The sequence below is a fragment of the Maridesulfovibrio ferrireducens genome (assembly GCF_900101105.1).
Lineage (GTDB): Bacteria > Desulfobacterota > Desulfovibrionia > Desulfovibrionales > Desulfovibrionaceae > Maridesulfovibrio > Maridesulfovibrio ferrireducens.
In genome coordinates this window covers 311,813-335,451 of record NZ_FNGA01000001.1, presented here as the reverse complement: position 1 = coordinate 335,451, position 23,639 = coordinate 311,813, and the positions used below count along the sequence as shown (strand labels likewise).

21 protein-coding genes are annotated in these 23,639 nt (G+C 45.8%); 7 read left to right on the top strand and 14 right to left on the bottom strand.

The genetic code is table 11. The features are described 5' to 3' along the window. The first annotated feature begins 39 nt into the window (after window positions 1-39). Both truA and BLT41_RS01385 read left to right on the top strand, forming a co-directional pair. Window positions 40-843, top strand: a complete 804-nt coding sequence (truA, locus tag BLT41_RS01390) for a tRNA pseudouridine(38-40) synthase TruA (RefSeq protein ID WP_092157524.1) — start codon at window positions 40-42, stop codon at window positions 841-843. After that, window positions 791-2,587 carry a hypothetical protein gene (locus BLT41_RS01385; protein ID WP_092157522.1) on the top strand — a complete coding sequence of 599 codons (1,797 nt, stop codon included), beginning with the start codon at window positions 791-793 and terminating at the stop codon, window positions 2,585-2,587. The genes truA and BLT41_RS01385 overlap by 53 nt, the downstream gene beginning before the upstream one ends. Here the strand turns inward: BLT41_RS01385 and BLT41_RS01380 are convergent, their stop codons facing one another. Both BLT41_RS01380 and BLT41_RS01375 read right to left on the bottom strand, forming a co-directional pair. Continuing rightward, complete coding sequence (locus tag BLT41_RS01380; RefSeq protein ID WP_092157520.1) at window positions 2,588-4,537, bottom strand: FapA family protein; 1,950 nt, start codon at window positions 4,535-4,537, stop codon at window positions 2,588-2,590. It abuts the gene before it with no gap. Window positions 4,538-4,679: 142 nt separating this feature from the next. Further along, window positions 4,680-5,921: a BPL-N domain-containing protein gene (locus BLT41_RS01375; RefSeq protein WP_092157518.1), complete on the bottom strand. Its 1,242-nt coding sequence runs from the start codon at window positions 5,919-5,921 to the stop codon at window positions 4,680-4,682. A 194-nt stretch (window positions 5,922-6,115) separates the two neighbouring features. Between BLT41_RS01375 and BLT41_RS01370 the strand changes: the two genes are divergently transcribed. The 4 genes from BLT41_RS01370 to BLT41_RS01355 all read left to right on the top strand — a co-directional run bounded on the left by BLT41_RS01370 (window position 6,116) and on the right by BLT41_RS01355 (window position 12,102). Then, on the top strand, window positions 6,116-8,770 hold the full coding sequence (locus BLT41_RS01370; RefSeq protein ID WP_092157516.1) for a valine--tRNA ligase: 2,655 nt from the start codon (window positions 6,116-6,118) through the stop codon (window positions 8,768-8,770). 31 nt (window positions 8,771-8,801) lie between these two features. Further along, entirely contained in the window at window positions 8,802-10,316 is a 1,515-nt protein-coding gene (gene cobA / locus BLT41_RS01365; RefSeq protein ID WP_092157514.1) for a uroporphyrinogen-III C-methyltransferase, read from the top strand. Window positions 10,317-10,494: 178 nt separating this feature from the next. Next, on the top strand, window positions 10,495-11,178 hold the full coding sequence (gene purN, locus BLT41_RS01360) for a phosphoribosylglycinamide formyltransferase (protein ID WP_092157512.1): 684 nt from the start codon (window positions 10,495-10,497) through the stop codon (window positions 11,176-11,178). An 18-nt stretch (window positions 11,179-11,196) separates the two neighbouring features. Next, window positions 11,197-12,102 (top strand): phosphotransferase, encoded by a 906-nt coding sequence (locus BLT41_RS01355; protein WP_092157511.1) that lies wholly within the window; start codon window positions 11,197-11,199, stop codon window positions 12,100-12,102. Between the two features lie 14 nt (window positions 12,103-12,116). On the opposite strand, the gene amrA is transcribed toward BLT41_RS01355, so the two are convergent. The 4 genes from amrA to BLT41_RS01335 are packed head-to-tail and all read right to left on the bottom strand — an operon-like array spanning window position 12,117 to window position 15,396. Continuing rightward, window positions 12,117-12,674, bottom strand: coding sequence for an AmmeMemoRadiSam system protein A (amrA, locus tag BLT41_RS01350; protein WP_092157509.1), 558 nt, complete (start codon window positions 12,672-12,674; stop codon window positions 12,117-12,119). Then, window positions 12,671-12,928 carry a cysteine-rich small domain-containing protein gene (locus BLT41_RS01345; RefSeq protein ID WP_092157507.1) on the bottom strand — a complete coding sequence of 86 codons (258 nt, stop codon included), beginning with the start codon at window positions 12,926-12,928 and terminating at the stop codon, window positions 12,671-12,673. The genes amrA and BLT41_RS01345 overlap by 4 nt, the downstream gene beginning before the upstream one ends. 1 nt (window position 12,929) lies before the next feature. After that, on the bottom strand, window positions 12,930-15,068 hold the full coding sequence (locus BLT41_RS01340) for a SpoIIE family protein phosphatase (RefSeq protein ID WP_092157505.1): 2,139 nt from the start codon (window positions 15,066-15,068) through the stop codon (window positions 12,930-12,932). A 13-nt stretch (window positions 15,069-15,081) separates the two neighbouring features. Then, a complete protein-coding gene (locus BLT41_RS01335) occupies window positions 15,082-15,396 on the bottom strand; it encodes a DUF4389 domain-containing protein (protein ID WP_092157504.1) in 315 nt (104 codons plus the stop codon). A 190-nt stretch (window positions 15,397-15,586) separates the two neighbouring features. On the opposite strand from BLT41_RS01335, the gene BLT41_RS01330 reads away from it, so the two are divergent. Beyond that, a complete protein-coding gene (locus BLT41_RS01330; RefSeq protein WP_092157502.1) occupies window positions 15,587-15,856 on the top strand; it encodes a hypothetical protein in 270 nt (89 codons plus the stop codon). Here BLT41_RS01330 and BLT41_RS01325 read toward each other — a convergent pair. Genes BLT41_RS01325 through BLT41_RS01290 form a run of 8 tightly spaced genes read right to left on the bottom strand, consistent with a single transcriptional unit; the run spans window position 15,831 to window position 23,543 of the window. After that, complete coding sequence (locus BLT41_RS01325) at window positions 15,831-16,232, bottom strand: secondary thiamine-phosphate synthase enzyme YjbQ (protein WP_092157500.1); 402 nt, start codon at window positions 16,230-16,232, stop codon at window positions 15,831-15,833. The two genes, BLT41_RS01330 and BLT41_RS01325, sit on opposite strands and share 26 nt — an antisense overlap. 2 nt (window positions 16,233-16,234) lie before the next feature. Next, a complete protein-coding gene (gene cobM / locus BLT41_RS01320) occupies window positions 16,235-16,993 on the bottom strand; it encodes a precorrin-4 C(11)-methyltransferase (RefSeq protein WP_092157498.1) in 759 nt (252 codons plus the stop codon). Window positions 16,994-16,996: 3 nt separating this feature from the next. Further along, entirely contained in the window at window positions 16,997-18,217 is a 1,221-nt protein-coding gene (cbiE, locus tag BLT41_RS01315) for a precorrin-6y C5,15-methyltransferase (decarboxylating) subunit CbiE (protein ID WP_092157496.1), read from the bottom strand. A gap of 14 nt (window positions 18,218-18,231) precedes the next feature. After that, window positions 18,232-19,332, bottom strand: a complete 1,101-nt coding sequence (gene cbiD, locus BLT41_RS01310; protein WP_092157494.1) for a cobalt-precorrin-5B (C(1))-methyltransferase CbiD — start codon at window positions 19,330-19,332, stop codon at window positions 18,232-18,234. 12 nt (window positions 19,333-19,344) lie between these two features. Then, window positions 19,345-20,523, bottom strand: coding sequence for a DNA polymerase IV (gene dinB / locus BLT41_RS01305; protein WP_092157492.1), 1,179 nt, complete (start codon window positions 20,521-20,523; stop codon window positions 19,345-19,347). A gap of 44 nt (window positions 20,524-20,567) precedes the next feature. Then, window positions 20,568-21,944 (bottom strand): cobyrinic acid a,c-diamide synthase CobB, encoded by a 1,377-nt coding sequence (locus tag BLT41_RS01300; protein WP_092157490.1) that lies wholly within the window; start codon window positions 21,942-21,944, stop codon window positions 20,568-20,570. 27 nt (window positions 21,945-21,971) lie between these two features. Beyond that, entirely contained in the window at window positions 21,972-22,715 is a 744-nt protein-coding gene (locus BLT41_RS01295) for a tetratricopeptide repeat protein (protein ID WP_092157488.1), read from the bottom strand. A gap of 57 nt (window positions 22,716-22,772) precedes the next feature. Then, window positions 22,773-23,543, bottom strand: coding sequence for an RNA methyltransferase (locus BLT41_RS01290; RefSeq protein WP_092157486.1), 771 nt, complete (start codon window positions 23,541-23,543; stop codon window positions 22,773-22,775). Window positions 23,544-23,639: the final 96 nt, after the last annotated feature.

Genomic DNA, 23,639 nt, shown 5'->3' with positions numbered 1-23,639 from the left:
ATTAATATTTGCATAGATAAGGGCTTAATCGGTTTAAAATTGAAAAGAATCAAAATAACTATTGCTTACGATGGTACTAAGTTTTGCGGCTGGCAAATTCAGCCGGGAGTACGGACTGTTCAAAATGAGCTTGAGAAAGCCATTTCGCGGATAACCGGTGCTCCTGTACGAGTCTACGGATCAGGTCGCACTGACAGCGGTGTTCATGCTCTGGGGCAGGTCGTTCATTTTACGTTGCCTGAAAGCAGGGCTGAAGTCCCGTGGCAGCGGGCTTTGAATGCTATTATGCCGGACGACGTGACAGTCCTTGATGTGGCTTATGTCGATGAATCTTTTCACGCTCAGTTCAGTTCAATTCGTAAAACATATGTTTATACTCTTTGGCTGGAAAATAAATTTTTGTTCCCATGTCGTCGAAATTATGTGTGGGGATGCGGTCCGCTTGATATTGATGCTCTTGATACAGCCATGAAATATTTTCTTGGTGAACACGATTTTGCTTCTTTTCAGAATGTCGGAACTCCGGTGAAGAATACGATCAGAACCATTCTTGAATTTGTCCGCCTTCCCGGTGAAAACGAGCATGAAATTAAGTTGCAGGTGTGCGGGACAGGCTTTTTAAAACAGATGGTGCGCAACATGGTGGGCTGCCTCGTGGATATAGGCCGGGGTAAAGCTGAGCCGGGTTTTGTCCGATCAGTGTTAGAGGCGAAAGATAGAACTTTAGCACCGGCCACAGCTCCTCCGCAGGGGTTGTGTCTTTCTCACGTGTATTACGGGGAGCCGAAGAGTGGCGGACCTGAATCTGGACGGAACGAATCTCGTATTGACGGGACAGACTGAGACTGTTGAATCTCCACAAAGAACATTAATAAGTTCTTATTGGGATGACAGGTTCTCTCGCGCTGCGCTTAAAAATAAATATGAATCAACCGGCAGTTCCACAGTCATGGAAGTGCAAAGCCGCATCAAAAGTTTAAGCGAGTCCCTTGGTAAATTTCGCTGGTCTGATGATGGCTTTGGTTTGAATGATGCCCGTCTGGTTGTAAATGATCCTTTCCTTGATAATAAAATTTCAGCTTCTGTAACTCCTAAAAATGAGTTTGCCCGTTATTACCGCACGTATTCCCGTGGTTTTACGGGAGGTTCCCGAACGTCTCTTGATCCGGGAATATATAAGTTTGATATGTCATACGGCTCCGCAACCAAGGAGCTGAACATTACCGTTGAAAGCGGGATGGATAATGACGCAGTTCTTGAAGCCGTCCGTGACGCGGTAAACGAAAGCACTCTTCCTGTTCAGGCTCGCAAATTTACTCAAAATGTTCCGGGAGCAAATCTTGACGATCTGCTTGGAGTCGGCTCATCTTTGGCCTTCTCTGTGAATACCGCCTACAGCAACAATAACAGTAATATCGTCGGCGGTTATGACGGCAGCACTGAAAGTGAAATTAACAGCCAGCTTTCATTCAGCGATACCAGCGGACACCTTATCTCCCACCTCAAGCTTGATGGCACGTTGTTGCCTATTGGGTCAGCAAAAGAAGGACGTTACGATTTATCCGGCACAATGGCTGGATCTGTCTCGGAATTTGTGAGCAAGGGCTTTGACGTTAATGCAGTATCGACATTGGCGATCGGTTCTCACTCCATAGGTTATTCCATAGGAGAAGAATCAGGAACGCTTGATTTCAGTGTTGAAGAAGGCGACACATGGGAGGTTGTTTTAGGCAGTATTCAAAGCGCAGCCGGTGGAACATCCGAAAAGATTACGGCTGAAGTTATCGATACAAAGCTTCCATCCCCTGTATACACCGGAGATGATTATTATCTGATCGACGGGAAAGCTGTGTCCATAACTGCGGTATCTCCAAAACTCGGTGAAAGACTGGTTCTTGAGCCAGACGCCGGTCTGGAAGTTCTGGGGCTGAATGTTACATCTCAGCCCGGCACAGATTCGGTTATGGTGGTTAACGGAGTTAGCGAAACCCGCGCTCCCGGAGAATTTGCTCTCGATCATGGCCGCGTTATTGTTGAGCTTGAAGAGTCTTTCGGCGACACTCTGCCTCTGCGGGTGGTGGATGCTGTTTCTCAGATGGAAGAAAATATCGGCTCATTTACCGATGCTTACAATGACTTGCGTAAAACTATACTGCCGTCCGAAGACCTTTTCAGAGAAGGCTTTGCAGATATGTGGCGCAAGCCTATTGATGATAATCGAGTTGATTACGAATGGATGGGGCTTAGAGAAGCTGAGAAGGATAAGGTTCTCTGGTTCGATTCAGATGTGTTTTATTCTGCTATAGGCGCTGAGCCGGAAAAGGTTCGCGATCTTTTAGACGGCGTGGAAAATGGGCTGGTTCCGCTCTGGGAAGAAATTAATGAGAATGTCTTAAAAAATAAAGTCAGCACTTATTTGATACCTGAAACTTCTTTGCCCGGGCCGTGGTTGCCAGAACCCTCACCTCGTACAGAGCTGGAATTGGAACAGAAAAGAGAGTTGGTCGATACATTTGATACAGCGCTTAGTTTTGATTTTGATAAAATGCCGGAAAGTACGGGAAGATTGATTTCCCGAAAGGGGTGATTAAAGGTTTACAGCAGCAATCGTTCTGGTCGTTGAATCAAAATAGAATTTAACTCTGTTCATGGGCTGGGTAACTGTAAGGGCTTTGCCCCCGATTTTTATTTGCACGCCCGGATGAACAGCCCTTTTGGCTCTGATAGATAATCGTTCCAGTGATTGATAATAATCTGCAAGATCGTGAGACAGTTTGTTGCGGACATCTTTCAGTTTACGTTTGATCTGGGCGCGTAGAAGAAGAATTTTTTCCATTTGCTGAATTTTATCTGATGGAGTTTGCGCTAGAATATCTTCGTCGGAACTCTGCCCGATTGCAGTGTTGATCTTCATTAATCTGTCTCGAAGATCTTCTCTCTCTTTAACCATTTCTTTGTTAACAGGCGCCCTTGATATTATACTTAAAACTGTCTGAACACCAATGTCAGAGCCGAGTTCGTTGGCTTCTATGCCCGTAGCAGAAGCAATGGCCCCCCCCAGAATAACGCCTTTACCCGCTGTAGCCGTGATAGGTCCTTTGCAACGGACAAGGCAATTACTGAGTTCATGAGCTATAGTGAGTCCGTCTCCGCAATCAATGCGGGCATTGGCTGCGAATTGGGCTGTTATGTTATTACCAGCTTTCAGATGTCCTTTTCCGGCCATGATGATGCCGCCGCTAACGTCGATATCTCCGCCGGCGTTGACTTCCGCTCCTTCAATAGATTCTTTGACGAGAATATGTCCGGGGACCTCTACGACAAATCCTTCCCGGATTGATCCCGTAACATGCACGGAGCCTTTTTCGAGTCTGATATTTCCGGTGGAGTAGTCTACGTCTCCCTGTGTGACAAGAACATCTATTACAGAGAGTTCTCCCTTTTCCAGATGAACCATGCCGGTGGCTAAGGCCTTGTAGGTTATTCCGTCAGGCATGGGAGCAACGTGCGCGCCCGGTTTAATTTCGAAAGGCTGGCCGCCTGGAGGAGGCGTCAGTCTTCCGTATACATCTTCACCCGCCTTGCCTTCTACAGGAGGATGAATTTTGCCTATGATATCTTCGGGGTTCACCATAGGGTGTGTGCCCCTTTCTTTGAAATCTATACGATCATTATCAAGTGATGTGCCGATAGACTTGGTTTCTTCTCTTTCATATTCAAACCAGCCGTTTTTGCCTGCAATCGGTTCAGTTCCTTTTGCAATAACGGACTCTTGCGCAATTCCGGTTTCTCTGGCTGTTTTAAGTGCAGATTCTCCTGCCACCAGTAGAAGCGGGCGTGAAATTCCGATGGCTTGCAAAGCGGGTTCTATGCGTTGCAATGTAATGGTTGCGCCGAAGCAGTCACGTGGAAAAAGTGTTGCTCTGACCTGCATTGCATCTGCTGAAACGTGAATAAGAGACTCAACATAAATTTGATTGTCTATTATCTGCACTAATCCATACGTATCCGAAACAAGAGCATTTATTTCTTTGTCGTGAGAGCAGCCTCCACCAGCAGCAACTGTAATATTTTCGGGAGTGGTGGTTTTTTTTGTGGGAATTTCTTCGCCAAGAAGATTGGCACCTTTTGAAGCTTTGACGGGAGGGACCAGTGTTCCGAAAATCATACCGGGCAAAACAGGAAGACTGAAATCGGCATCACCTATAATAGTTCCGTCTTCAGGTTCTTGCGGATATGCTCCGCGAACAAGTGCAACATTCAGAATGGATTTTCCTTCATTTGCTCTTTGCAGCGCGAACCTTGCGCCGTCGGGGTCCAGCTGCCCTTTATAGCCAGCCTTTTCAAGTTCTTTTTCCATTACTTCGATAGAAAGAGGTGCGCCGTTGCCCTGCGCGGGGGTATAGCTTGAGATGAAAGCCGCCATTTTGTCGGCGGTAATACTGAATTCTAGCTGAGCATCACGGCTTTCTTCTTCCTCTGTTGCGGAGGAAGAGCGTAGTTCAGAACCTCTTATAGTGGATTCTTGGTCAGCCATTTCAGTTAAACTCTTTTTGATTAAAAATTATAAGCAACGTTTATAGTATATTGATAATACTATCCCAATAAAGTTTACATTATATCATGTTGTCAGTTTGTTCAACAAAGATAGGCAGGTATTCTTTCTATAGGTGTTGCGATTAGTCTTTATGAATAACCCAGACAATCTCTTCCAGTGTGGAGAGCAGTTTTGCATACATTCCTCCTGCGCCGGGAGGAGGGCCGAAGAGAGCATTACGTTGCTCTTGCAGCCCCTTCGGGAACACCGTATCCGGTTCAAGACTGCGCATGGTCATCGCAAATCTTTCGGCTAGCAGATATCCTGTAACTCCTTTCTTAAAGATTTCCATGTCTCTTAAAAAAGCATCTTTACAGGAAGACCACATTTGCAGGGCTTCATCGTTGGGTTCAAGTGACGTGACTTCGCAAAGCAGGGCGTAAAGGCTGTTTAAAGCTGCTCCCGGGATACCTCTGCGCCATCCCAATAGCCATGGATTACGCCAGAAGAGTAGAAAATGACCTTGTCCGGTAGCGATGATTGTTTCCATTGATTTGCGTACGGCGGACAGTGCCGGGTCGTTCCATAATACTGGAGTGTCAGCCAGTTCCCATGCTGGAACCGGAGGTCTTTTGGTGTGAGGATCATTTTGCATCTGATCCAGTATATGAGACAGCCATGTGTTGGCTTGCGGGGATGCCGGTGTTTCAAGGTGGGGATAGCTGAGAATAAATCTGCCTTTACCGAATTCTCCGGAAACAACTGCGGGCCGGTCTTGTAAAAACTTCGGCATTAAGCTGATCCCGTAAAGATTCTCCCAGTCGCTGAGAGTTCCTTCAGGCAGTGAACCGACGCAAAGATCCGCCACCCAGAAGTCCGGGCCGGGTTCTCCGTATCTTCCGAGCGCAGTTGTGGGGCTTTTCCCCTGCGGCGAAAATTGTCCGGGCCACCATACAGGAACAAGAGCTTCTTTACCGAGGGAGTCTGGAACAAGCGGGTGGTCTTGATTTAAGCTTAAATGTATATGTCCGCTTAAAAAATGATGAAGTCTATTTTCAAATCCTTTGCGTTCCCAGCAGGTGAGACACAGTCCGCCTGCACCGGAAAGGCCGAGGCCCGCGCCTCCGCAGAAGCCTAGGTAGTTTCCGCCTTCGCTTACATAGCGCTGAACAGCAAGTATCCCGGGTCCGCCGAGTCTACCGGCTTTGCCTTTTGCCCAGCCGCCCGGAACGATGAGAGCCTTTGGGGGCTTGCTTGAAAGCAGTCCCTGCGCTATTTGATGCGCACGTACTAATTGATAGTCTATGTTCCATGCTTTCAGTGCCCGGTGGATCAGAAGTCCCCAGATGTGGGAGTCGTCCCATAGTATATAGATACTTGACATGTTCGAGTCTCTCTATAAGTGTGTAGCGCAAGTTGACAATGTAACAGATTGGCGGTGAGTCTGACCGTTGAAACCACGTTAATGTCAGGCTGTCAATGCACATCATTTATTAATTATTTCATTACTGAACACAACTTAGCATCCGAATCGAAAAACCGGAAGGCTGAGAATTAAGATAATATAGGAGTCCTGTTATGGCTGAATCTAACCTGCCTAAAGGTTATGAACCTTGGGATGTTGAAAAAAAATGGCTTGATCACTGGGAAGAAAATAAAACATTTACTCCTGATCCCGAAGCTGACGGTGATCCTTTTTCTATAGTTATTCCTCCGCCGAACGTAACAGGCGTTTTGCATATGGGGCATGCTCTCAATCTGACTTTGCAGGATATTCTTTGCCGTTATCAGAGACAGCAGGGTAAAAATGTTCTGTGGGTTCCAGGCACTGACCATGCTGGTATTGCCACTCAGAATGTTGTTGAGCGTCAGCTTAAGACTGAAGGTCTGACACGTGATGACCTCGGCCGTGAAAAATTTATTGAACGGGTCTGGGACTGGAAAGAAGAGAAGGGTGGACACATCCTCAAACAGATTCGCCGTATGGGCGCTTCTGTTGACTGGAGCCGTGAATGTTTCACCTTTGATGAACAGCGCGCTAAAGCCGTCCGTGAAGTTTTTGTTAAGCTTTTTGAAGAAGGGCTGATCTACAAAGGTAATTACATCATTAACTGGTGTAACCGTTGCCACACTGCTCTTGCTGATGACGAAGTTGAACATTCACCGAAGCCGGGTCACTTTTATAATGTCCGTTACAAACTTTCTGACGGTTCCGGTGAGTTGATCGTTGCGACAACCCGTCCTGAAACAATGCTCGGCGATACCGCTATCTGCGTTAACCCCGAAGATGAACGTTTCAACCACTTGATCGGTAAGACTGCAATACTTCCGCTTGTAGGCCGCGAACTTCCTATTATCGGCGATACATATGTTGATATGGAATTCGGAACAGGCGCACTGAAAGTCACCCCTGCTCATGACATGAATGACTGGGAACTTGGGCGTAAACATAATCTTGAAGTTATCGCTATATTTGATGATGCAGGAAATGTTAACGAGAACGCTCCTGAAAAATATCAGGGACTCTACAAAGACGAAGCCCGCAAAGTAATTGTTGCGGACCTCGAAGCTGAAGGTTCTCTTATTTCTATTGAAGATCATGAACATTCTGTCGGTGAATGTTACCGTTGTAAGTCTGTGATTGAGCCTCATGTTTCAGAGCAGTGGTTTGTTTCCATGAAACCTCTGGCTGAAAAAGCTCGCGCAGCCGTTCCGAATGATACTCAGATTTTCCCTCCCAACTGGGAAAAAGTTTATTATGACTGGCTCGACAATATCCGCGACTGGTGTATTTCCCGTCAGATCTGGTGGGGACATCGTATTCCGGCGTGGACTTGTGAAGAGTGCGGCGAACTGATCGTTACTTTGACCGATCCAGATAAATGTACCAAATGCGGAAGTTCCAAGATTACTCAGGAAGACGATGTTCTTGATACATGGTTTTCTTCTGCACTCTGGCCTTTTTCCACTATGGGATGGCCTGATAATACTCCCGAACTCGCTAAATATTATCCCACATCCGTGCTGATCACAGGATTTGATATTCTGTTCTTCTGGGTTGCACGCATGATGATGATGGGAATTCATTTTCAGGATCAGGTTCCTTTCAAGCATGTTTACATTCATGCTCTTGTCCGTGATGAAAACGGCAAGAAAATGAGTAAATCCACCGGTAACGTAATTGATCCGCTTGAAATGAGTGATAAATACGGAACGGATGCTTTGCGCTTTACCCTGACAGCTTTTGCAGCCATGGGCCGCGATATCAAGCTTTCAGAATCAAGAATTGAAGGGTACCGTCATTTTGTAAATAAAATTTGGAACTCAGCCCGTTTTGCGCTGATGAACTTTGACGGCAAGAAACCCGAAGCCTCTATTGATGATGCGCAGGGACTTGCTAATAAATGGATTCTGCACCGTCTGGAAGAAGTTAAAGACTCCATGCGTGAAGGAATCGAAGGATATCGTTTCAATGAAGTTGCTCAGACCATGTACAGATTTATCTGGAACGAGTTCTGCGACTGGTATCTTGAAATGATCAAACCTGACCTTTACAGCGATGATGAATCCCGCAAAGCCCCGACTCTGAAAGTTCTGTGGACAGTTCTTTCCGAGACAATGGTTCTGTTGCATCCCGTCATGCCGTTTGTAACGCAGGAAATCTGGTCTGTTCTTCCCGGTATTGAAAATGAAGACATTGCAACCGTTCTTTATCCTGAAACAAGAGATCATTGCCGCAGTAAAGATGCTGTTGTGCAGATGGAACTTTTTCAGGGCATAGTTTCGGGTGTTCGTAATATCCGCACAGAGCTTTTGATCGCACCTTCCAAGAAACTGGAAATGATCATGCGTACAAGCTCTGATGAAGCTTTGAGCCTTATTAATGATAACGCTGAGCTTGTAAAATTCCTTGCCCGTCTGGAGACCGTTGAAGCCGGACCGGATATGCGCGGACCTGAAGCTTCCGGCACCGCAGTTGTTCAGGGTAATGAAATATTTATCCCTCTCGCCGGTGCTGTCGACTTCGAATCCGAGCTTGCAAGACTGGATAAAGAGTTTGCCAAGCTGGACAAAGATTTGATTGTGATAGAAAAGAAGCTTTCAAATGATGCTTTTGTAAACAACGCTCCGGCTGCGGTTGTAGCGCAGGAACGTGAAAGACTTGCTGAAATTGATGATAAGAAGCAAAAGCTTACCGAGCTGAAAGACAGACTCGTAAGTGTAATGAAATAGCCACGATAGTTATAAAAAACAGGATGTATATATGGGCATAGTATATCTCATCGGTGCGGGTCCCGGAGACCCCGGTCTGCTGACAGTTAAAGCCAAGGAAATTCTGGAATGTGCAGATGTCCTTATTTATGATTATCTGGCAAATAAAGAATTTATTTCTTACTGCAAAGAAGGCGCAGAAATTCTTTATGTAGGTAAAAAAGGCGGCGACCATACTCTTCCGCAGGATAAAATTAACGAGCTTATCGTTAAAAAAGCGAAAGAAGGCAAAGTCATTGCCCGTCTCAAAGGCGGCGATCCTTACGTTTTCGGACGCGGCGGAGAAGAAGCTGAAGAGCTTGTCGAAGCTGGAATTAAGTTTGAAGTAATTCCCGGTATCACCGCTGGTGTTGCCGCTGCTGCTTATGCCGGAATTCCCGTTACTCACAGAGATTTTACTACTTCCGTTTGTTTTATCACCGGACACGAAGATCCTACCAAGGAGAAGTCCGGTCATAACTGGGAAGTTTATGCTAAGTCCAACAGCACTTTAGTTTTCTACATGGGCGTTAAAAATCTGCCCATGATTGCTGAAAATCTGATCAGCAACGGACGCGATCCCGAAACTCCTGTTGCCCTTGTTCGCTGGGGAACTCGCTGTAATCAGCAGAGTTTTGTTTCCACTCTTGAAAATGTTGCAGAAGAAGCCGCGAATCGTAAATTTAAAGCTCCTTCCATCATTATTGTCGGCGGAGTTTGTTCTCTGCATGACAAACTTGGCTGGTTCGAAAAGAAACCTCTGCTTGGTAAAGGGGTTGTTGTCACCCGCGCACGTGAACAGTCGAGCGGACTTGTTTCCACTCTCGGCAAACTGGGTGCATGTGTTCATGAATTCCCTACCATCACAATTATGCCTATGGCTGATTATGCGCCTGTTCAGAAAGCTATCAGTTCGCTTTCCGATTGGGACTGGCTAATATTCACATCCGTCAATGGTGTGAAACATTTCTTCAAGCAGCTTGATGAAAGCGGTCTCGATGCTCGTGTTTTTGCCGGGCTCCAGATTGCCGCAATCGGACCTGCAACGGCTGCTGCGCTTGTCGCAAAAGGTATCAAGCCTGACTTTGTACCTGAAAAGTATATTGCAGAAGGTGTTGTTGAAGGGCTTCTCGAAAGAGGAGTTAAGGGCAAGAAAGTTCTGATCCCAAGAGCTTTGATTGCGCGTGAAGTTTTGCCTCAGGAACTTGAAAAAGCCGGAGCACATGTTCAGATTCTGCCTGTTTACGAAACAGGTCTTTCTGAAAATGATCCAGCTCCAATCTTGGAAGCTCTTGAAAGCGGTAAAATTAATTATCTCACTTTCACCAGCTCCAGCACGGTTGAGAACTTTTTCAACCTTGTTGAGCCTGAGCAGTTTCACAAATTCAAAGATTCAGTTAAAATAGCCTGTATCGGGCCTATCACAACCAAGACCCTCGAAGGGTTCGGGTTTGAGCCGGATATTCAGCCAGAAGAGTACACGATTCCCGGACTGGTCGACGAACTGGTCAAAGAATCCGCAGAGTAAATTACCAAGGAGGAGCATTTGCTCCTCCTTTTTTTATGCCTCCGGCGATTTAAATTGCTTTTTAGTGGGGCTAGAGGCAAGAATCCTTTTTTTACTGATAGGGTTTCCAAAGGGGATTATCTCCTTTGGTCCAGCTGAAAGCGAAATCATCTATTCTTAATTGCTTTGGAGTGCTGCTGTGAGCAAATTACCAATTGCTGTACTTATTTCCGGCGGAGGTTCCAATCTTCAGGCCTTAATTGATAAGGTGGAAGACGGAACACTTGATGTCGATATCAAAATGGTTCTTTCGAATAGAGCCGGAGCTTATGGTCTTGAACGTGCTAAAAAGCATTCCATACCTACCTGTACTCTCAGCCATAAAGATTATAGCAGCCGTGAAGATTTCGACGGTGAAATGGTGCGTGTTTTAAAGGATGCAGGTGTCGAAGCCATCGTTATGGCTGGATTCATGCGCATCATTACTCCTGTTTTTTTAAGTGCTTTCCCCGGTAAAATTATTAATATTCATCCTGCGCTGTTACCTAGTTTTGCAGGTGCAGGCGGTCAGGTCGAAGCGTCCGAATATGGGGTTCAAATTTCAGGTTGCACCGTTCATTTTGTAGACGAAAAAATGGATCACGGGGCGATCATTATTCAGGCCGCAGTTCCGGCCATGCCCGGTGAAGATGTTGAAACTCTGACCGAACGCATTTTGCAAGTTGAGCACAGAGTTCTGCCGCAGGCTACAAAGTGGCTGGCAGAAGGAAGGCTCAGTCTCGAAGGACGATTTGTAAAACTCGCTTCTGCAAATGTTGTTAAAGCTGAATTGAATGCAGATTTTCCCTGTCTGATTAATCCGCCTTTGGAAGAAGGATTTTAATATTTCATAGGAGTAGCAATGCTCGACCCGCTTGAACCTTGGGCGCGGAAAACTCTTCGCCGCCATACTGAAAAGAATATTCCGGGCAGTCCTGAAAGAGCTATATCCCGCTCAGTCATAGAAGATACCAATAACAATTTATGGTTGATGGAACGTATTGCGACTAAACAGATTGAGAGTCGCTCAGCCATTGCGCGTAATTTACAATCCCTTCACGATTCAGGTCTTGATAAACTATTGCTATATCAACTGACTGATGATGATTCTTATATCGCCGATATCATGGGTTTTCCTTGGCAGCTTTCACCATATTATGAATCAGATGAATTGCCGCGGCCCGAGTTTATTCATGAAGCGGAAAGAGGTGAGGTTCTTGCTGAATTTCTTTGCTCATTGCGGGAGCATGGGAAGGGTAAAACCTTCGAGAAAGGGGCTGTCCCTTTTGATTTGCTGGAGTATGCAACCACATTGGTCAAAACTATTTCTGAGCGTGAGCCGAAAGTTTTTGAAAGGCTGGAACCTATTTGCGAAAAATTGTTTCCTGAGATGGAAAAGTTTCCATCATTGCCGACAGCTTTTTGTCACGGGGATTTTCATCCGCTTAATGTCTTGTGGAAAGGCAAAACTGTCGGCGCAGTAATAGACTGGGAATTTTCAGATATGCGTCCTGAAATATATGACGTGGCAAATATGGTCGGGTGCGTGGCTTTTGAGAATCCTGATGCATTTGATTCGGGGCTGATTCCGGCTTTTATGAAAAATCTCAAGCGCGACACTGATATTGCCCCGGAAAGCTTTGCAATGCTCCCTTATTTCATTCCGGCACTGCGTTTTGCATGGCTGTCCGAATGGCTGCGCAAAAAAGATTGGGAAATGCTGTCCATGGAACTTGATTTCATGGAAATATTACTGGATCGCGCCTGAGGTTATAAACTCCCCTAAAAAACTACAGCTTCAAACCAAAATATGGTGGTGGCTTCATCCTGCCATGCCGTAGGTTTCATTCCGGCTTTCTGGCAAGTTTGAGCTAAAAACTGCTGACGATTCCACTTCCATTCAACGGCAACCTGCGGCAATAGTAGTCCCGTATTTCTGCCTCTTTGCATGATTAGACCGTGTTTTCCTATCTCTATTTGATCAGTGTCCGGGCAAACGCTTAGAGGGCTTAGAATTGAAATTTCATAGTCCAGCTTTTCGTACTCACCTAGAGTGAGCGTCGGAAATCTGGTGTCTTCAAATGCTGCCGCGCGGGCCATATTCCAAACTGTTTTGTAGAGCGGTCCGCTTCCTTGAACATTACCGATACAGCCGCGAAGATGTCCGACAAGTTTCAGGGTAACGAAAGCCCCGAGACTTTCTTTCAGATGAGCTGTCGGCGGCTCCGGTATTTCCTGTTCCTGCCCGTCCCGCAGTTTACTGACGATGCTCAGTTTTACGAGTTCTTTAAGGTAATCTTTTTCTTCATCACTGATTGAGAAACTGAATTCATCTGTCATGCTGTCTCCTTACTCTGCTCTCTCTTTTCTTTCAACTTGCTGATGATATAATCATAACCTTCGGGACGGTGTGGGAGTGTGCAGTTCGAACAGCTCTTGATACCGTTTTTGATCTCAGGTTTTCCTCCGCAATCTTTCAGATGATAAAGCGGACAGAAGCAGAACATGCAGTTGAATTCGAAGTCGTTTTCTACTTCGTGACAGGGGAAATAACGGCATTGGTGATTTCTAAAAAATTTGAAACTGTTTTCCATGTTACGACTCGCAATTCAGTTGGTTAACTTTGATAATGACAAGAGTTATGTCGTCTTCCTGTTCCATGCCGTCTTGAAATTCAACGACAGCATTGATTATTTCGTTTTGAATTTCAGATGCAGGTTTCGCGGAGCTTTTCATAATCAGATCGTCAAGTCTTTGTCTACCGAACATTTCGTTATCGCTGTTACGGGCTTCCCATATGCCGTCTGTGCCGATGAATATGATTTCACCTTGCGAGAGATTAACTTTGTATTCTTCATACTCGCTTTCTTCAAAGATGCCGAGAGCGAGCATGGGGTCGCCGATAAGTTCTTTTTTTTCACCTGTGGCAGGAGTGTAGATCATGGCTGGATCATGACCGGCTCTGACGTAAGTGGCTGTAGAGTTATCCGGTGAAATTTCCATGCAGAAAAGAGTCATGAATCTTCCGGTAACTCCTATATCGTGACAGAGCAATTTGTTAACGTCGGCAATTCTTTCGGGAAGGGGGCCGTTGTGCGTTGATGCGTGTTTGAGATGCGCACGGCCTGTTGCCATGAGCAGCGCCGCCGAAACTCCGTGTCCTGTTACATCACCTACCAGTATCCCTGTTCCGCCGTCAGCTGTGACCTTATAGTAATCAAAGTAATCTCCTCCGGTTTCATCGCAGGAAATGCTGATACCAGAAAGGTCCAGTCCGGCAATTTGGGGCGAAATTTCGGGCAGCAGATTATTATGAACTTCCTGAGCAAGTTCCATTGATTTACTTATACGCAGATGATCTTGAAGTTTAGGAATCATCGAATTAAAAGCATCGGCAAGGGTTTGCCGTTCATCGCGGGTGTTAATGTCCACGTGTACTGAAAGGTCACCATCAGCAATTTTTTTTGCCGCATTGGTCATAAGAATCAGAGGTCCGATGATTTTTTTACTTCCTAAGTAGGCAACAAGCGCAACCAAAACCAGAATAATAAAAGCCGCAGTTCCTACTGCAAGGTAAAGGTTCTGGCTGAGATCCAGAGTTTGTTCTGCTGCGGCATCCGGTATTTCTGTTATGACCTGTTCAGGAACAATTAGTACATAACTGCCCTGTCCTCTGAACGGCGCGTAAGCCCAGACGGAATCAATTCCGTTGTGGGGCATTCTTATTACATCGGATTTCCCGTTTAAAATATCCTGTGTCGTTTTAGCCAGTTTTGCTTGATTTGTGGATTGCAAAAACTTGATATCGTTTGGAAGTTGGGCACGCCACGAAATAGATTTTTGTTCATGTCCTGCTTCAGCCCAAATTCGAAGCTTTGCTTCGCCGTTTGAGATTGCCGGACCCACCACAAAAGCTTGAATTGCAGAAGACCATTGTGATGACAGGTCATTTTTACGCAGCATTTCAACCAACTGAATGTCGATTGCCGCAACTCCCAAAATTTTGCCGCCTCTGCCTTTAATAGGCATAGAAATAGTGTAGACCTGCTGTCCTGTGCTTACGTCGATAAATCTGTCCCATACAAGGTGATTAGTCTCGATGGCTTTTGTGAACCATGATCTTTTACGCGGATCATAGTCTGCAGGATAATTGCCGTGGCCCGGGTATGCCATGTGCAGACCTGAATTAAGAGTGATATAAATACGGTGCAGAGATGTTCCAGCTTCTGCAAAAAAAGATTTAAGCTCAGGTTTTAAAAGGTTCAGCCTTGCAATATTCTGATCTTTTTTTAGGCTTTGTTTGCCATTTGGGAAAAAGAATACAGGCTCTTCGAGGCTTATTGAAGAAGGTGTCCGCAAACCTGATTCATTAATTTTAAAATATTGATCTGATGGGGCCAGATCAAAAGGCTGTTTACCTTTTGTTTTAAAGTCCTCTGAAAAAAAGACTTCGGGCAGTCCGTTTACAGGGTCATTCAGTACATCTTCAGATTCCGCTACAATGGCTTTCAGCGCGAATTCGAGGGAGACTGCCTGCTGTTGTACCAGTTTGGCAGAATCCATTGCGGATTGGCGCATTTCACCCTGGAGGATGTTGATCATGCCGGAGCGCAGTCTTTCGGACTGGGTCTGTCCGAGATTGAGAATCCCCTGCCTGCTGATGATGGATACAACCAGAAGCGGGACCAGACTGAAGGCCAGCAGTAGCGTGAATAGTTTTGTACGTATGCTCATAGCTCTTTAAATTTTAGGAGAAGTCTATTCTGGAAACAGAAGGTTCACACCTTGTAGTCTCGGGCAGATCGGAAAACGGGAAAGGTTTCATATTATCGTTTAATGTTGCGTAGCGTAATAGTTGATATGTGTAGGTGCTGAGTCTGTTTCCGAATCTGCGCAGGGGGGCGGAAGATTTTCCCAATATTAGCAGGTAGGCATATTGAAACAGAACTACTGCTTGAAGCAGGAGTCTGACCAGCTCAAAAGCGACCATACAAACAATGGTTCTTAGTAAACGTTTCAGTATGTCAAAACGGCTGTTTTTAAGATCTGTGAAGTTGTCCATATTTATTCCTGCATCCTTTTATAAAAAAAGTTCACAAAAGGTTATTAAAAGTGTTAGATTAAAACTATCTCCGAGATTCTATGCAATCTGTTTTGCAATAGATTGTACCTTCTTTGTTTTCAGACGGCAATGAAGGATTGATAATTGCATCACAACTTATGTTTCTACTTCTACCTATGGGAGGCGTTTGATGAACACCATGTTGCTGGAAGAATTGGTAAGAAGAAAGGCGCAGTCTTTCAGGTCTGACGGAGCCTCGATTTCAGAAGCTCTTGATCGTGCCGGAGAAGAAATTTTAACTCGTTTCGGAGCGGGCCAAGGGCATGGTTCCCGCTTTTGTTTACGTATGTGTCTGCAAGCTGCAAAGGCGCGTATAGCACCGGAATGTCAGTGTGAATCAAATAATGCGGAGGGCGACAAAAGGGGTCCGCTGATTAATCACTCGACGCTAGCCATTTGACCCACAGCTTGCGATTTCTTGGGCCGTCAAATTCGCAGAAGAATATTTTTTGCCATGTGCCGAGCATAATTTCTCCGCCTTCCACAATAAGCATCTGTTCGGGGCCGAACATGCTGGTCTTAATGTGCGCGTCGCTGTTGCCTTCTGCGTGTTGATAATCTCCGGCATGCGGAACAAGTTTTCGCAAATTCACGATGATATCCCTGACGACGTCTGGATCAGCCCCTTCATTTACCGTGACAGCTCCGGTTGTGTGCGGGCAATATAGAAGGATCGCCCCTGATAGCCATCCGTTTTTGCGAATGATCTTTCTGACTGCGCCGGTGATGTCTATCATTTCATCTCTGACGTTTGTTCTGATATCGATAATTTCCATAACTAAACTTCACCTTTTCTGAACAGATGGCTGAATCCGGAATCGTAAAGCAATGATTCCGTTTCTGCGTTTTTGCCCGGAAGAATGAGAAAAATGGTCTGTCGTTTGAAACCGTTTTTATACGCAGTTGCAGCAAGTTCCCCGAGAGTAGTTTCAACGGATTTTTCTTCGGGCCAGCCGATGCGGTAGCCTATGATTACAGGGGTCTTAATGTCCATGCCGCCTTTGATAAGCTCTTCCTGAATCCTTTCAGGATTGCCTGCGGAGAGATAAATAGCCATTGCACTGCCATGAACCGCAAGTTTTTCAAGGCTTTCACTTTGCGGAACAGGGGTGCGTCCTTCCATACGGGTTATGATAAGAGTCTGCGTGCCGTTCGGGACGGTAAAGGAGGCACTGGAGGCCGCCGCCGCCGCACATGCGGAAGTCACGCCGGGGATAATTTCATATTCAATTGAACTTTGTTTCAGCAATCTGGCCTGTTCCTGTATTGCCCCGTAAAGGGAAGGGTCGCCGGTGTGAACCCGGGCAACTGTTTCGCCTTTTAAAGCATGCAGAGTCATAAGGCAGTTAGTCTCTTCAAGTGACATTGCCGCTGAGTTTTCAATGCGCGCACTCGGTGAGGCTTCGGCAATTACCGATTCCGGCACAAGTGAGCCTGCATAAAGAACAAGTCCTGCCTCGCGGATAATGCGCTGTCCTTTTACTGTGATAAGTTCGGGATCGCCCGGTCCGGCTCCAATGAAATATACTTTGCCCATAATTTATGCCTCTGGCTTGTCAGCCCACATTATTGTGACAGGATTTTGTGCCTTAAATCGGATATCTCCAGCTAGCTTGTCCGAGACACTGGCTTGAAGCAGCATTGCTTGCCACTGCCATCCTAAGTTTTCAAAAATTTCTTTTGTGCGTTGAACGGAACCCATAAGAATGGCGTGCACTACAATTCTTCCACCCGGTTTCAAGCGAGCGGTTGCTTCGCTGATAGTAGCACTGCCCTTGCCTATTCCGCCGCCGATGAAAATACGGTCCGGTTCCGGCAGTTCGGCGAGAGCTTCCGGCATTGTTCCTTGAATCGGTTCAACTGTGAACGCTCTGAATTTGCGGATATTCTCTTTTATCATTTCAAATCGTTCAGTGTCTTTTTCTATTGCAAAAACTTGTGAATTCTCAGCAAGAAAAGAAGCTTCAATAGAAACGGAACCACATCCTGCGCCGAGGTCCCAGATAGTCTGCCCTTTGTTCAATCCCAGCAGGGCGAGCCCTGCCGCGCGAACGGGCAGCTTTGTTATCAGCTCTTTCTGGCGTGTAAAATCGTCATCATTGCGGCCAATAACGGGGTGTTCGTTAAATGTTGATTCAACTGTCAGCATTACGATATTAAGGTCTGGGCAATTGAAATCTATAAAATTTTCCAGCGGTCCTGTCGTGATTGTTTCCGAATCCGTACCCAGTTCAGCCAGAACGGTCATCGTGTAATCTGTAACACATTTTTCAAGCAGGGCGCGAGCGATTACTGAAGGGGAATTGATGCTGTCAGTATAAACCGCGCAATCTGCTTTGCGTTGCAGCGATCCGAACAATGGTGAAAAATTGGTTCTGCCGTGTAGGGAAATTATGTCTAAATTTTTCCAAGTCTTACCGAGCCTTGAAGCCGCAAGTTGAACCGTGGAAACGCAAGGGGTAACGCAGACGTGGTCATTACCAAGGTGTCTGATCATGCTTTCGGCAATGCCGAAGAGTAACGGGTCGCCGTCAGCCAGCAGCACAATTCTTTTGCCTGATTGGCTTCGTTCCTCAAGCTTTTCAGCAAAGGCTGCCACCGGCGAAAAAAAGGGCAGAATTTCACCTTCAAAGTCGGGGAATTCGTCCAATAATCGTTTACCGCCAGCCAGCACATCAGCTTCCTCGATAATTTTACGTGAGGATTCCAGAGGTTCGAGACTGCCGGGATGCAACCCTATTATTTGTACAACATGTTTCATTTCAGCCTCGTATACTAACAATTCTTGTCATTACCGTTTAGTAGATTACCATCAAAATCGAACAGGTGATACTTGATTATCATATGTTTTTTTAACGTAAAAAATAATGCGTTCTTTTCAGCCTTGGCAATCAGCATATCTATGAACATTTTTTTTGAGCTTTCGGTGATCATGTCAAAAACTTGTCGCGCGGTATTGGCTCCGGCTATTTCTGCTGTGATTGTACGGTCTATATTTAATTCTTCGCACCATTTAGCAAGCAGGGCAAAATCAATGCGCCAATCTTTGGCGTGTGTGTATGGAAATCCCATGGCGTGTTTGACCAGCTTGCCTATGAAAATAGACCAATGAACTTCGCGTATTCCTTTTGTTTCCGCCTCCAGCATGGACCCTTTGAAAAAGTCAGCGGCCTGAATCATTGCCAGTTGCGGTGTTTCGGGAAAGTGCTCCAGATAGAACCGTTCACTTCTGCGCCCTGTTGTGAAAATTATTTTTTCAATTCCTGCGGCTTTTGCAACGCTGACAGCCAGTGCTATGGACGCTTCCCATGAAGCATGGCTGAACGGGCGAACTATTCCCTGTGTTCCCAGAATTGAAATTCCGCCCAGAATTCCGAGCCGTGAATTCATAGTCTTAAGCGCTATTGCTTCACCTTGTGGCACTTCAATGCGGACTTTGATCGTCCCGCGCAATTGCGGAGCTGTTTCAGAAATTTCTTTTAAAATTCCGGTAATGATCTGTTTACGCGGGGCTGGATTAATGGCTGGTTCACCGACAGGGACGGGCAGTCCGGGCAGGGTCACTTTGCCGACTCCTATGCCGCCTGAAATTTCAACGCGTAAATCATCGTTTCCTGCGATATGTTCGACTACAGCATGAATTTCATGTCCGTTTGTAGCGTCGGGATCATCTCCGCCGTCTTTTATTACTACGGCACGTGCGTTTAGTCCTGACAGTTCTACACGCTCAACTGGGATGACGAGACATCCTTTCTCAGGAAGGGGTATTTCTATGGAGTCAGGCTTATGGCCGCCGAGCAGAACTCGAAGAGCACTCATTGCCGCAGCTGTTGCAGCAGAACCTGTAGTGAATCCTTCACGGAGATTTTTTCTCATAATCTCTGTCCTTTATTTACCGGAAGAAAGTTTTAACAGACTGCCGCGGGTGAGCATTGCGTTGCCGAATTTTTCGCGCACTTTATCTACCGCTTTATCGAGGTCTTCAAGTTTTTTGTCATCACTTAAATTTTGTTCCGGTGTCAGTAGTGAAAGCTGTTCACTGCGTTCATCAAAATTAGAGATTCCTATCCCTATCAATCTTACCGGTCCGAGGTAGCCTTCCGCATCAAGAAGGTCGCAGCCCGTTTTAAAGATAGTTCCCGCATTGGATGTTCTTTGATCGAGAGTTTTACTGCGGGTAATTTGTCTGAAGTCAGGAAACTTAACTTTTAGAGTTACGGTCCGGCCTTTAAGACTTTTTTTGCGGACATCCGCGGCGATGCGCTCGGATTGTTTGAGCAGCCATGTTTTTAATATCTGCGGATCACGAACATCATCCCCGAAGGTGTTTTCGGCACTGGATGATTTCATTTGTCCGCCGACAGCTACGGGAGTGGGATCTATTCCGGCTCCCTTTGCATGCAAAACAAGTCCGCGTTCGCCGAATCTTTCTTTCCAGAATTCCGGAGGATATCTGCGCATATCTGCGGCATATCTGATGCCGAAAGAATGCAGGCGGGGCAGGGCTTTTTTTCCTACACCGGGGATTTTTTCAATGGGTAACGTTATTAAAAACTGATCTACTTCGTCAGCTTCGATAATGGATATTCCGGCTGGTTTTTTTAGATCAGAAGCTATTTTAGCCAGAAATTTAACGGGTGCTATACCGATGGATGCGGTTAATCCCACGGTCTTGAGTATATCCCGCTTTACACTTTCCGCCAGAGCAAGGGGCGGTCCGAATATTTTCTCTGTCCCGGTAATATCAAGGTATGCTTCATCGATTGAAGCTTGCTCGACAATCGGGGAATAATTTCCGAGTACGCTCATGACCTGATTCGAAATTTCTTTATATCGAGCCATCCTTCCCGGGACAAGAATCAGGTGAGGACAGAGTTTTAATGCTTGATGAGAGGGCATTGCTGAGTGAACGCCGAATTTTCTAGCTTCATATGAAGCGGTACTCAGCACCGACCGCTTGTGCGGGCTTCCTATGGCAATGGGCTTTCCTCGAAGTTCAGGATTATCCATCTGCTCTACGGATGCGAAAAAAGCATCCATATCAAGGTGCATAATATATTTTTGCATGATTTTGCTCAGATTATGAAAAGAGGCCGTTTTGATGCGGTTGATTAAATCTCTTCCTGCCGGGAAAAGTTAATACATGCCTCAACAAAATTTTTGGCAATATCAGGATTGCTTGCAAAGTGAAGATGGATATAACTTCCCAAGGTATTGCCTTCTGTGAGGAATCCTTCTTTCTTTGGTTCCCCTTTTCTACTGCGGACGATAAAGCATTTATTTAGATCTTCCGGCATGTCTTCCAGTGCTGAATAATGAAATTCATGTCCTCTGGCGATAGTTCCGATCGGTCCTAATATGCAGTCTTCGGCAATCTCAATTTCTTTATAACCCAGCGCCTGAAATCTGTTCTGCATGGTTGATCGGAAAGGGAAGATTCCGCACATTGGAAAAAGTCTATCCCCTTTTGATATAGAGTCCATCAGGTACATAAAACCTCCGCACTCGGCATAGATAGGTTTGCCGGATTTGGAGAATTCTGCAACGGCTCTGCGCAGACGGGTGTTTTGAGCAAGGTCAAAAGCTGAAAGTTCCGGGTAACCTCCGCCGAGGTACAGTCCTGAAAGATCATCAGGCAGCTCTTTATCTTCTATGGGTGAGAAAGGAACAAGTTCTGCCCCGGCATATCTGAGCATACGAAGATTTTCATCGTAGTAAAAAGAGAAAGCCTCATCCTGCGCAACCCCGATTCTAGTGTGCGGAATCATGGGAAGCTCGTCAAAACGGGGAGGCATCGGGATGTCTGGCAGGGCTTCTAAAATTGTATCAAGGTCGAGGTGTTCTTCAACCCAGTCGGCAAGGGCAGAGTATTTTCCTTCCAGATCTTCGAGATGCTCAGCTGTGATAAGTCCAAGATGGCGAGAAGGTGTTTCTATTTCATTCCTTCTGGGCAGACATCCTACCAGTGGAATATCTGTGAGCGAAATGGCTTCCTGAAGAGTTTGTTCGTGGCTTTCACTTCCGACTCTATTAAAGATAACTCCGGCTATTGCTGTGTCCGGGTCAAACTCGCTGAACCCTTTAACCAGTGCCGCTGCGGACCGGGCCATTGCTCGGGCATCCACAACAAGTATTATCGGTAGATTGAGTTCTTTTGAAAGGTGGGCGGTTGAGCCTGTCTCTTCCAAAGCTGAAAACCCGTCGAAAAGGCCCATTACTCCTTCAACAATACAGGCATCAGCATCTTGGGAATGCCGTGAAAATATGTCCCGCAGCACTTCTCCTGAAAGCATCCAGCCATCAAGGTTGTGGCAGGTTCTTCCTGCCGCCCGGGAATGATGGCCAGGGTCTATAAAATCCGGGCCGACCTTGAAAGGTTGAACTTTCAGACCCTTGCGTGCGAAAGCCGCCATCAGCCCGAGGGTGACGGAAGTTTTGCCGCATCCGCTGTGTGTGCCTGCGACGATAAAGCCTTTAATAGAGTTCATGATCCCTCTATAATGCTTTTTGTCGAATCAGCCCAGCTTCTTTTTATCAAGATAAGCGACAAATTTCTTTGCTTCTGCAAAGTCTGCATTAAGTTCCAGACAGGTGCTTAGTTCTTTACGCGTTTTGGCGTAGTTTTCCGCTTCAAAATAAGCTCTTGCAAGGTTATAATGCAGGTTCTCATCATCAGGGCTGAGGGAGAGAGCCTTGCTGTAGTACTCTATTGCCTGAGGAATCATTTTTGATTTGCGAAGGTTTATCCCGAAATCATTGAATAAATGCTTGTGTTTGGCTTCAAATGCGGCGTCCATAGATATCAGTCGCGCAAAAACATCGTTTGCACGTTCTGTTTCACCTCTTTCCATAAAGCAGAGGCCCACACCGAAATTTCCACGGACGTTTAATTCGTCCACTTTTACAGCACTTGTGTATTCCATTTCCGCACTGAAGGAATTACCTTGTTTACGATGTCTATCCGCGCGGGCAAGGGTTTTCTGTAAGTTCTTCATGTTCGGAAGGACTTGTTTGTGGTACATTTCCGGTTCAGGGGTGTAGTCTGTCAAAAGTTGGTCGCGAGCGATTTTTTCCGAATTCCCGGTGGGTACAAATTCGTTGTTCAAAGGGCGAACCTCGAAGAGGTCACTTTCAATCTGTTCAACAAAATAATAGCCTATTTGTGCAACTCTTCTAGTTGTTGTACCTGTGCCGACCTTGGCAACTTTCTGGCAGGAAAAAACGCCTGTGAGATCGTGAATTGTGTTGGAATCAGTCATTTCTCTGCTCCGCGGATAAGATGAAAACTTTTGATAATATCATACCGATATTTTAGGTTATTGAGAAGGGCGTTCTGGTTCATTATCAATTATTTTTTTTGATTTTTCAATAATCCATTTGATTTGTCTGCAAATTCCCATCAGTAAGTTAAACTCATTTCGCTTAATATCAATTCTGGCCATAAATCTTTTGACCGGAAGCATCCAATAGTCAGAATTGTCTTCTTTCAAAAAATCAATCGCCAACAGAGTCTCTTGCAAATTTGCAGCCAAAATTTCTTGTTCTTCAAATGTTGTCGGGCGTTCTTCCGGCGGGCCTGAAGGAGTAAACGGCGCGTCAAGGGCTTCTTTGAAACATTCGTAGAGAAGTATAAGAACGGCCTGTGAAAGGTTTAGAGAGCTGCTTTCGTCGCTTGTAGGGATATTTATAAGCCTTGAGCAAAGCTGTGTTTCTTTATTTGTCAGTCCTTTGTCTTCGGGGCCGAAAACAAGCGCAACTTTTTCTCCGTTCTTAAGTTGTTGAACAATTAAAGGAGCTGCGGTGGCAGGAGTTAAGACGCCTTTTCGCCTGCCGCCGGTTCTTGCGGTGGTTCCATAAATTTTGGTCTGTCCGGCAAGAGCTGTATTTAAATCGGGGCATATCCGGGCTTCTTCAACTATGACATGAGCTTTAGCTGTGGCCAGAGGCATGGCTCTATCCATGCTCCAGAGTGGCGGAGTAACCAATATAAGATTAGAGCAATCCATGTTTTTCATGGCGCGGGCTGTTGATCCTACATTTTCGGGATATTTTGTTCTGAAAAGTACGACACTGATATTTTTTAACATAAGGTTTCCGAATGGGGCTCACTAATTTATTAATTTTTGTATAATCGCATTCGTGAGAAGCGAAGCGAGTGGTGGCTTAGTAAATTTATCTTCTCT

What these genes read in the sequence shown, in the direction of transcription:
- BLT41_RS01380 (WP_092157520.1), bottom strand. Translation starts at nt 4,537, where the DNA reads ATGGCTGACCAAGAATCCACTATAAGAGGTTCTGAACTACGCTCTTCC.
- BLT41_RS01375 (WP_092157518.1), bottom strand. Translation starts at nt 5,921, where the DNA reads ATGTCAAGTATCTATATACTATGGGACGACTCCCACATCTGGGGACTT.
- BLT41_RS01370 (WP_092157516.1), top strand. Translation starts at nt 6,116, where the DNA reads ATGGCTGAATCTAACCTGCCTAAAGGTTATGAACCTTGGGATGTTGAA.
- cobA (WP_092157514.1), top strand. Translation starts at nt 8,802, where the DNA reads ATGGGCATAGTATATCTCATCGGTGCGGGTCCCGGAGACCCCGGTCTG.
- BLT41_RS01355 (WP_092157511.1), top strand. Translation starts at nt 11,197, where the DNA reads ATGCTCGACCCGCTTGAACCTTGGGCGCGGAAAACTCTTCGCCGCCAT.
- amrA (WP_092157509.1), bottom strand. Translation starts at nt 12,674, where the DNA reads ATGACAGATGAATTCAGTTTCTCAATCAGTGATGAAGAAAAAGATTAC.
- BLT41_RS01345 (WP_092157507.1), bottom strand. Translation starts at nt 12,928, where the DNA reads ATGGAAAACAGTTTCAAATTTTTTAGAAATCACCAATGCCGTTATTTC.
- BLT41_RS01340 (WP_092157505.1), bottom strand. Translation starts at nt 15,068, where the DNA reads ATGAGCATACGTACAAAACTATTCACGCTACTGCTGGCCTTCAGTCTG.
- BLT41_RS01335 (WP_092157504.1), bottom strand. Translation starts at nt 15,396, where the DNA reads ATGGACAACTTCACAGATCTTAAAAACAGCCGTTTTGACATACTGAAA.
- BLT41_RS01330 (WP_092157502.1), top strand. Translation starts at nt 15,587, where the DNA reads ATGAACACCATGTTGCTGGAAGAATTGGTAAGAAGAAAGGCGCAGTCT.
- BLT41_RS01325 (WP_092157500.1), bottom strand. Translation starts at nt 16,232, where the DNA reads ATGGAAATTATCGATATCAGAACAAACGTCAGAGATGAAATGATAGAC.
- cobM (WP_092157498.1), bottom strand. Translation starts at nt 16,993, where the DNA reads ATGGGCAAAGTATATTTCATTGGAGCCGGACCGGGCGATCCCGAACTT.
- cbiE (WP_092157496.1), bottom strand. Translation starts at nt 18,217, where the DNA reads ATGAAACATGTTGTACAAATAATAGGGTTGCATCCCGGCAGTCTCGAA.
- cbiD (WP_092157494.1), bottom strand. Translation starts at nt 19,332, where the DNA reads ATGAGAAAAAATCTCCGTGAAGGATTCACTACAGGTTCTGCTGCAACA.
- dinB (WP_092157492.1), bottom strand. Translation starts at nt 20,523, where the DNA reads ATGCAAAAATATATTATGCACCTTGATATGGATGCTTTTTTCGCATCC.
- BLT41_RS01300 (WP_092157490.1), bottom strand. Translation starts at nt 21,944, where the DNA reads ATGAACTCTATTAAAGGCTTTATCGTCGCAGGCACACACAGCGGATGC.
- BLT41_RS01295 (WP_092157488.1), bottom strand. Translation starts at nt 22,715, where the DNA reads ATGACTGATTCCAACACAATTCACGATCTCACAGGCGTTTTTTCCTGC.
- BLT41_RS01290 (WP_092157486.1), bottom strand. Translation starts at nt 23,543, where the DNA reads ATGTTAAAAAATATCAGTGTCGTACTTTTCAGAACAAAATATCCCGAA.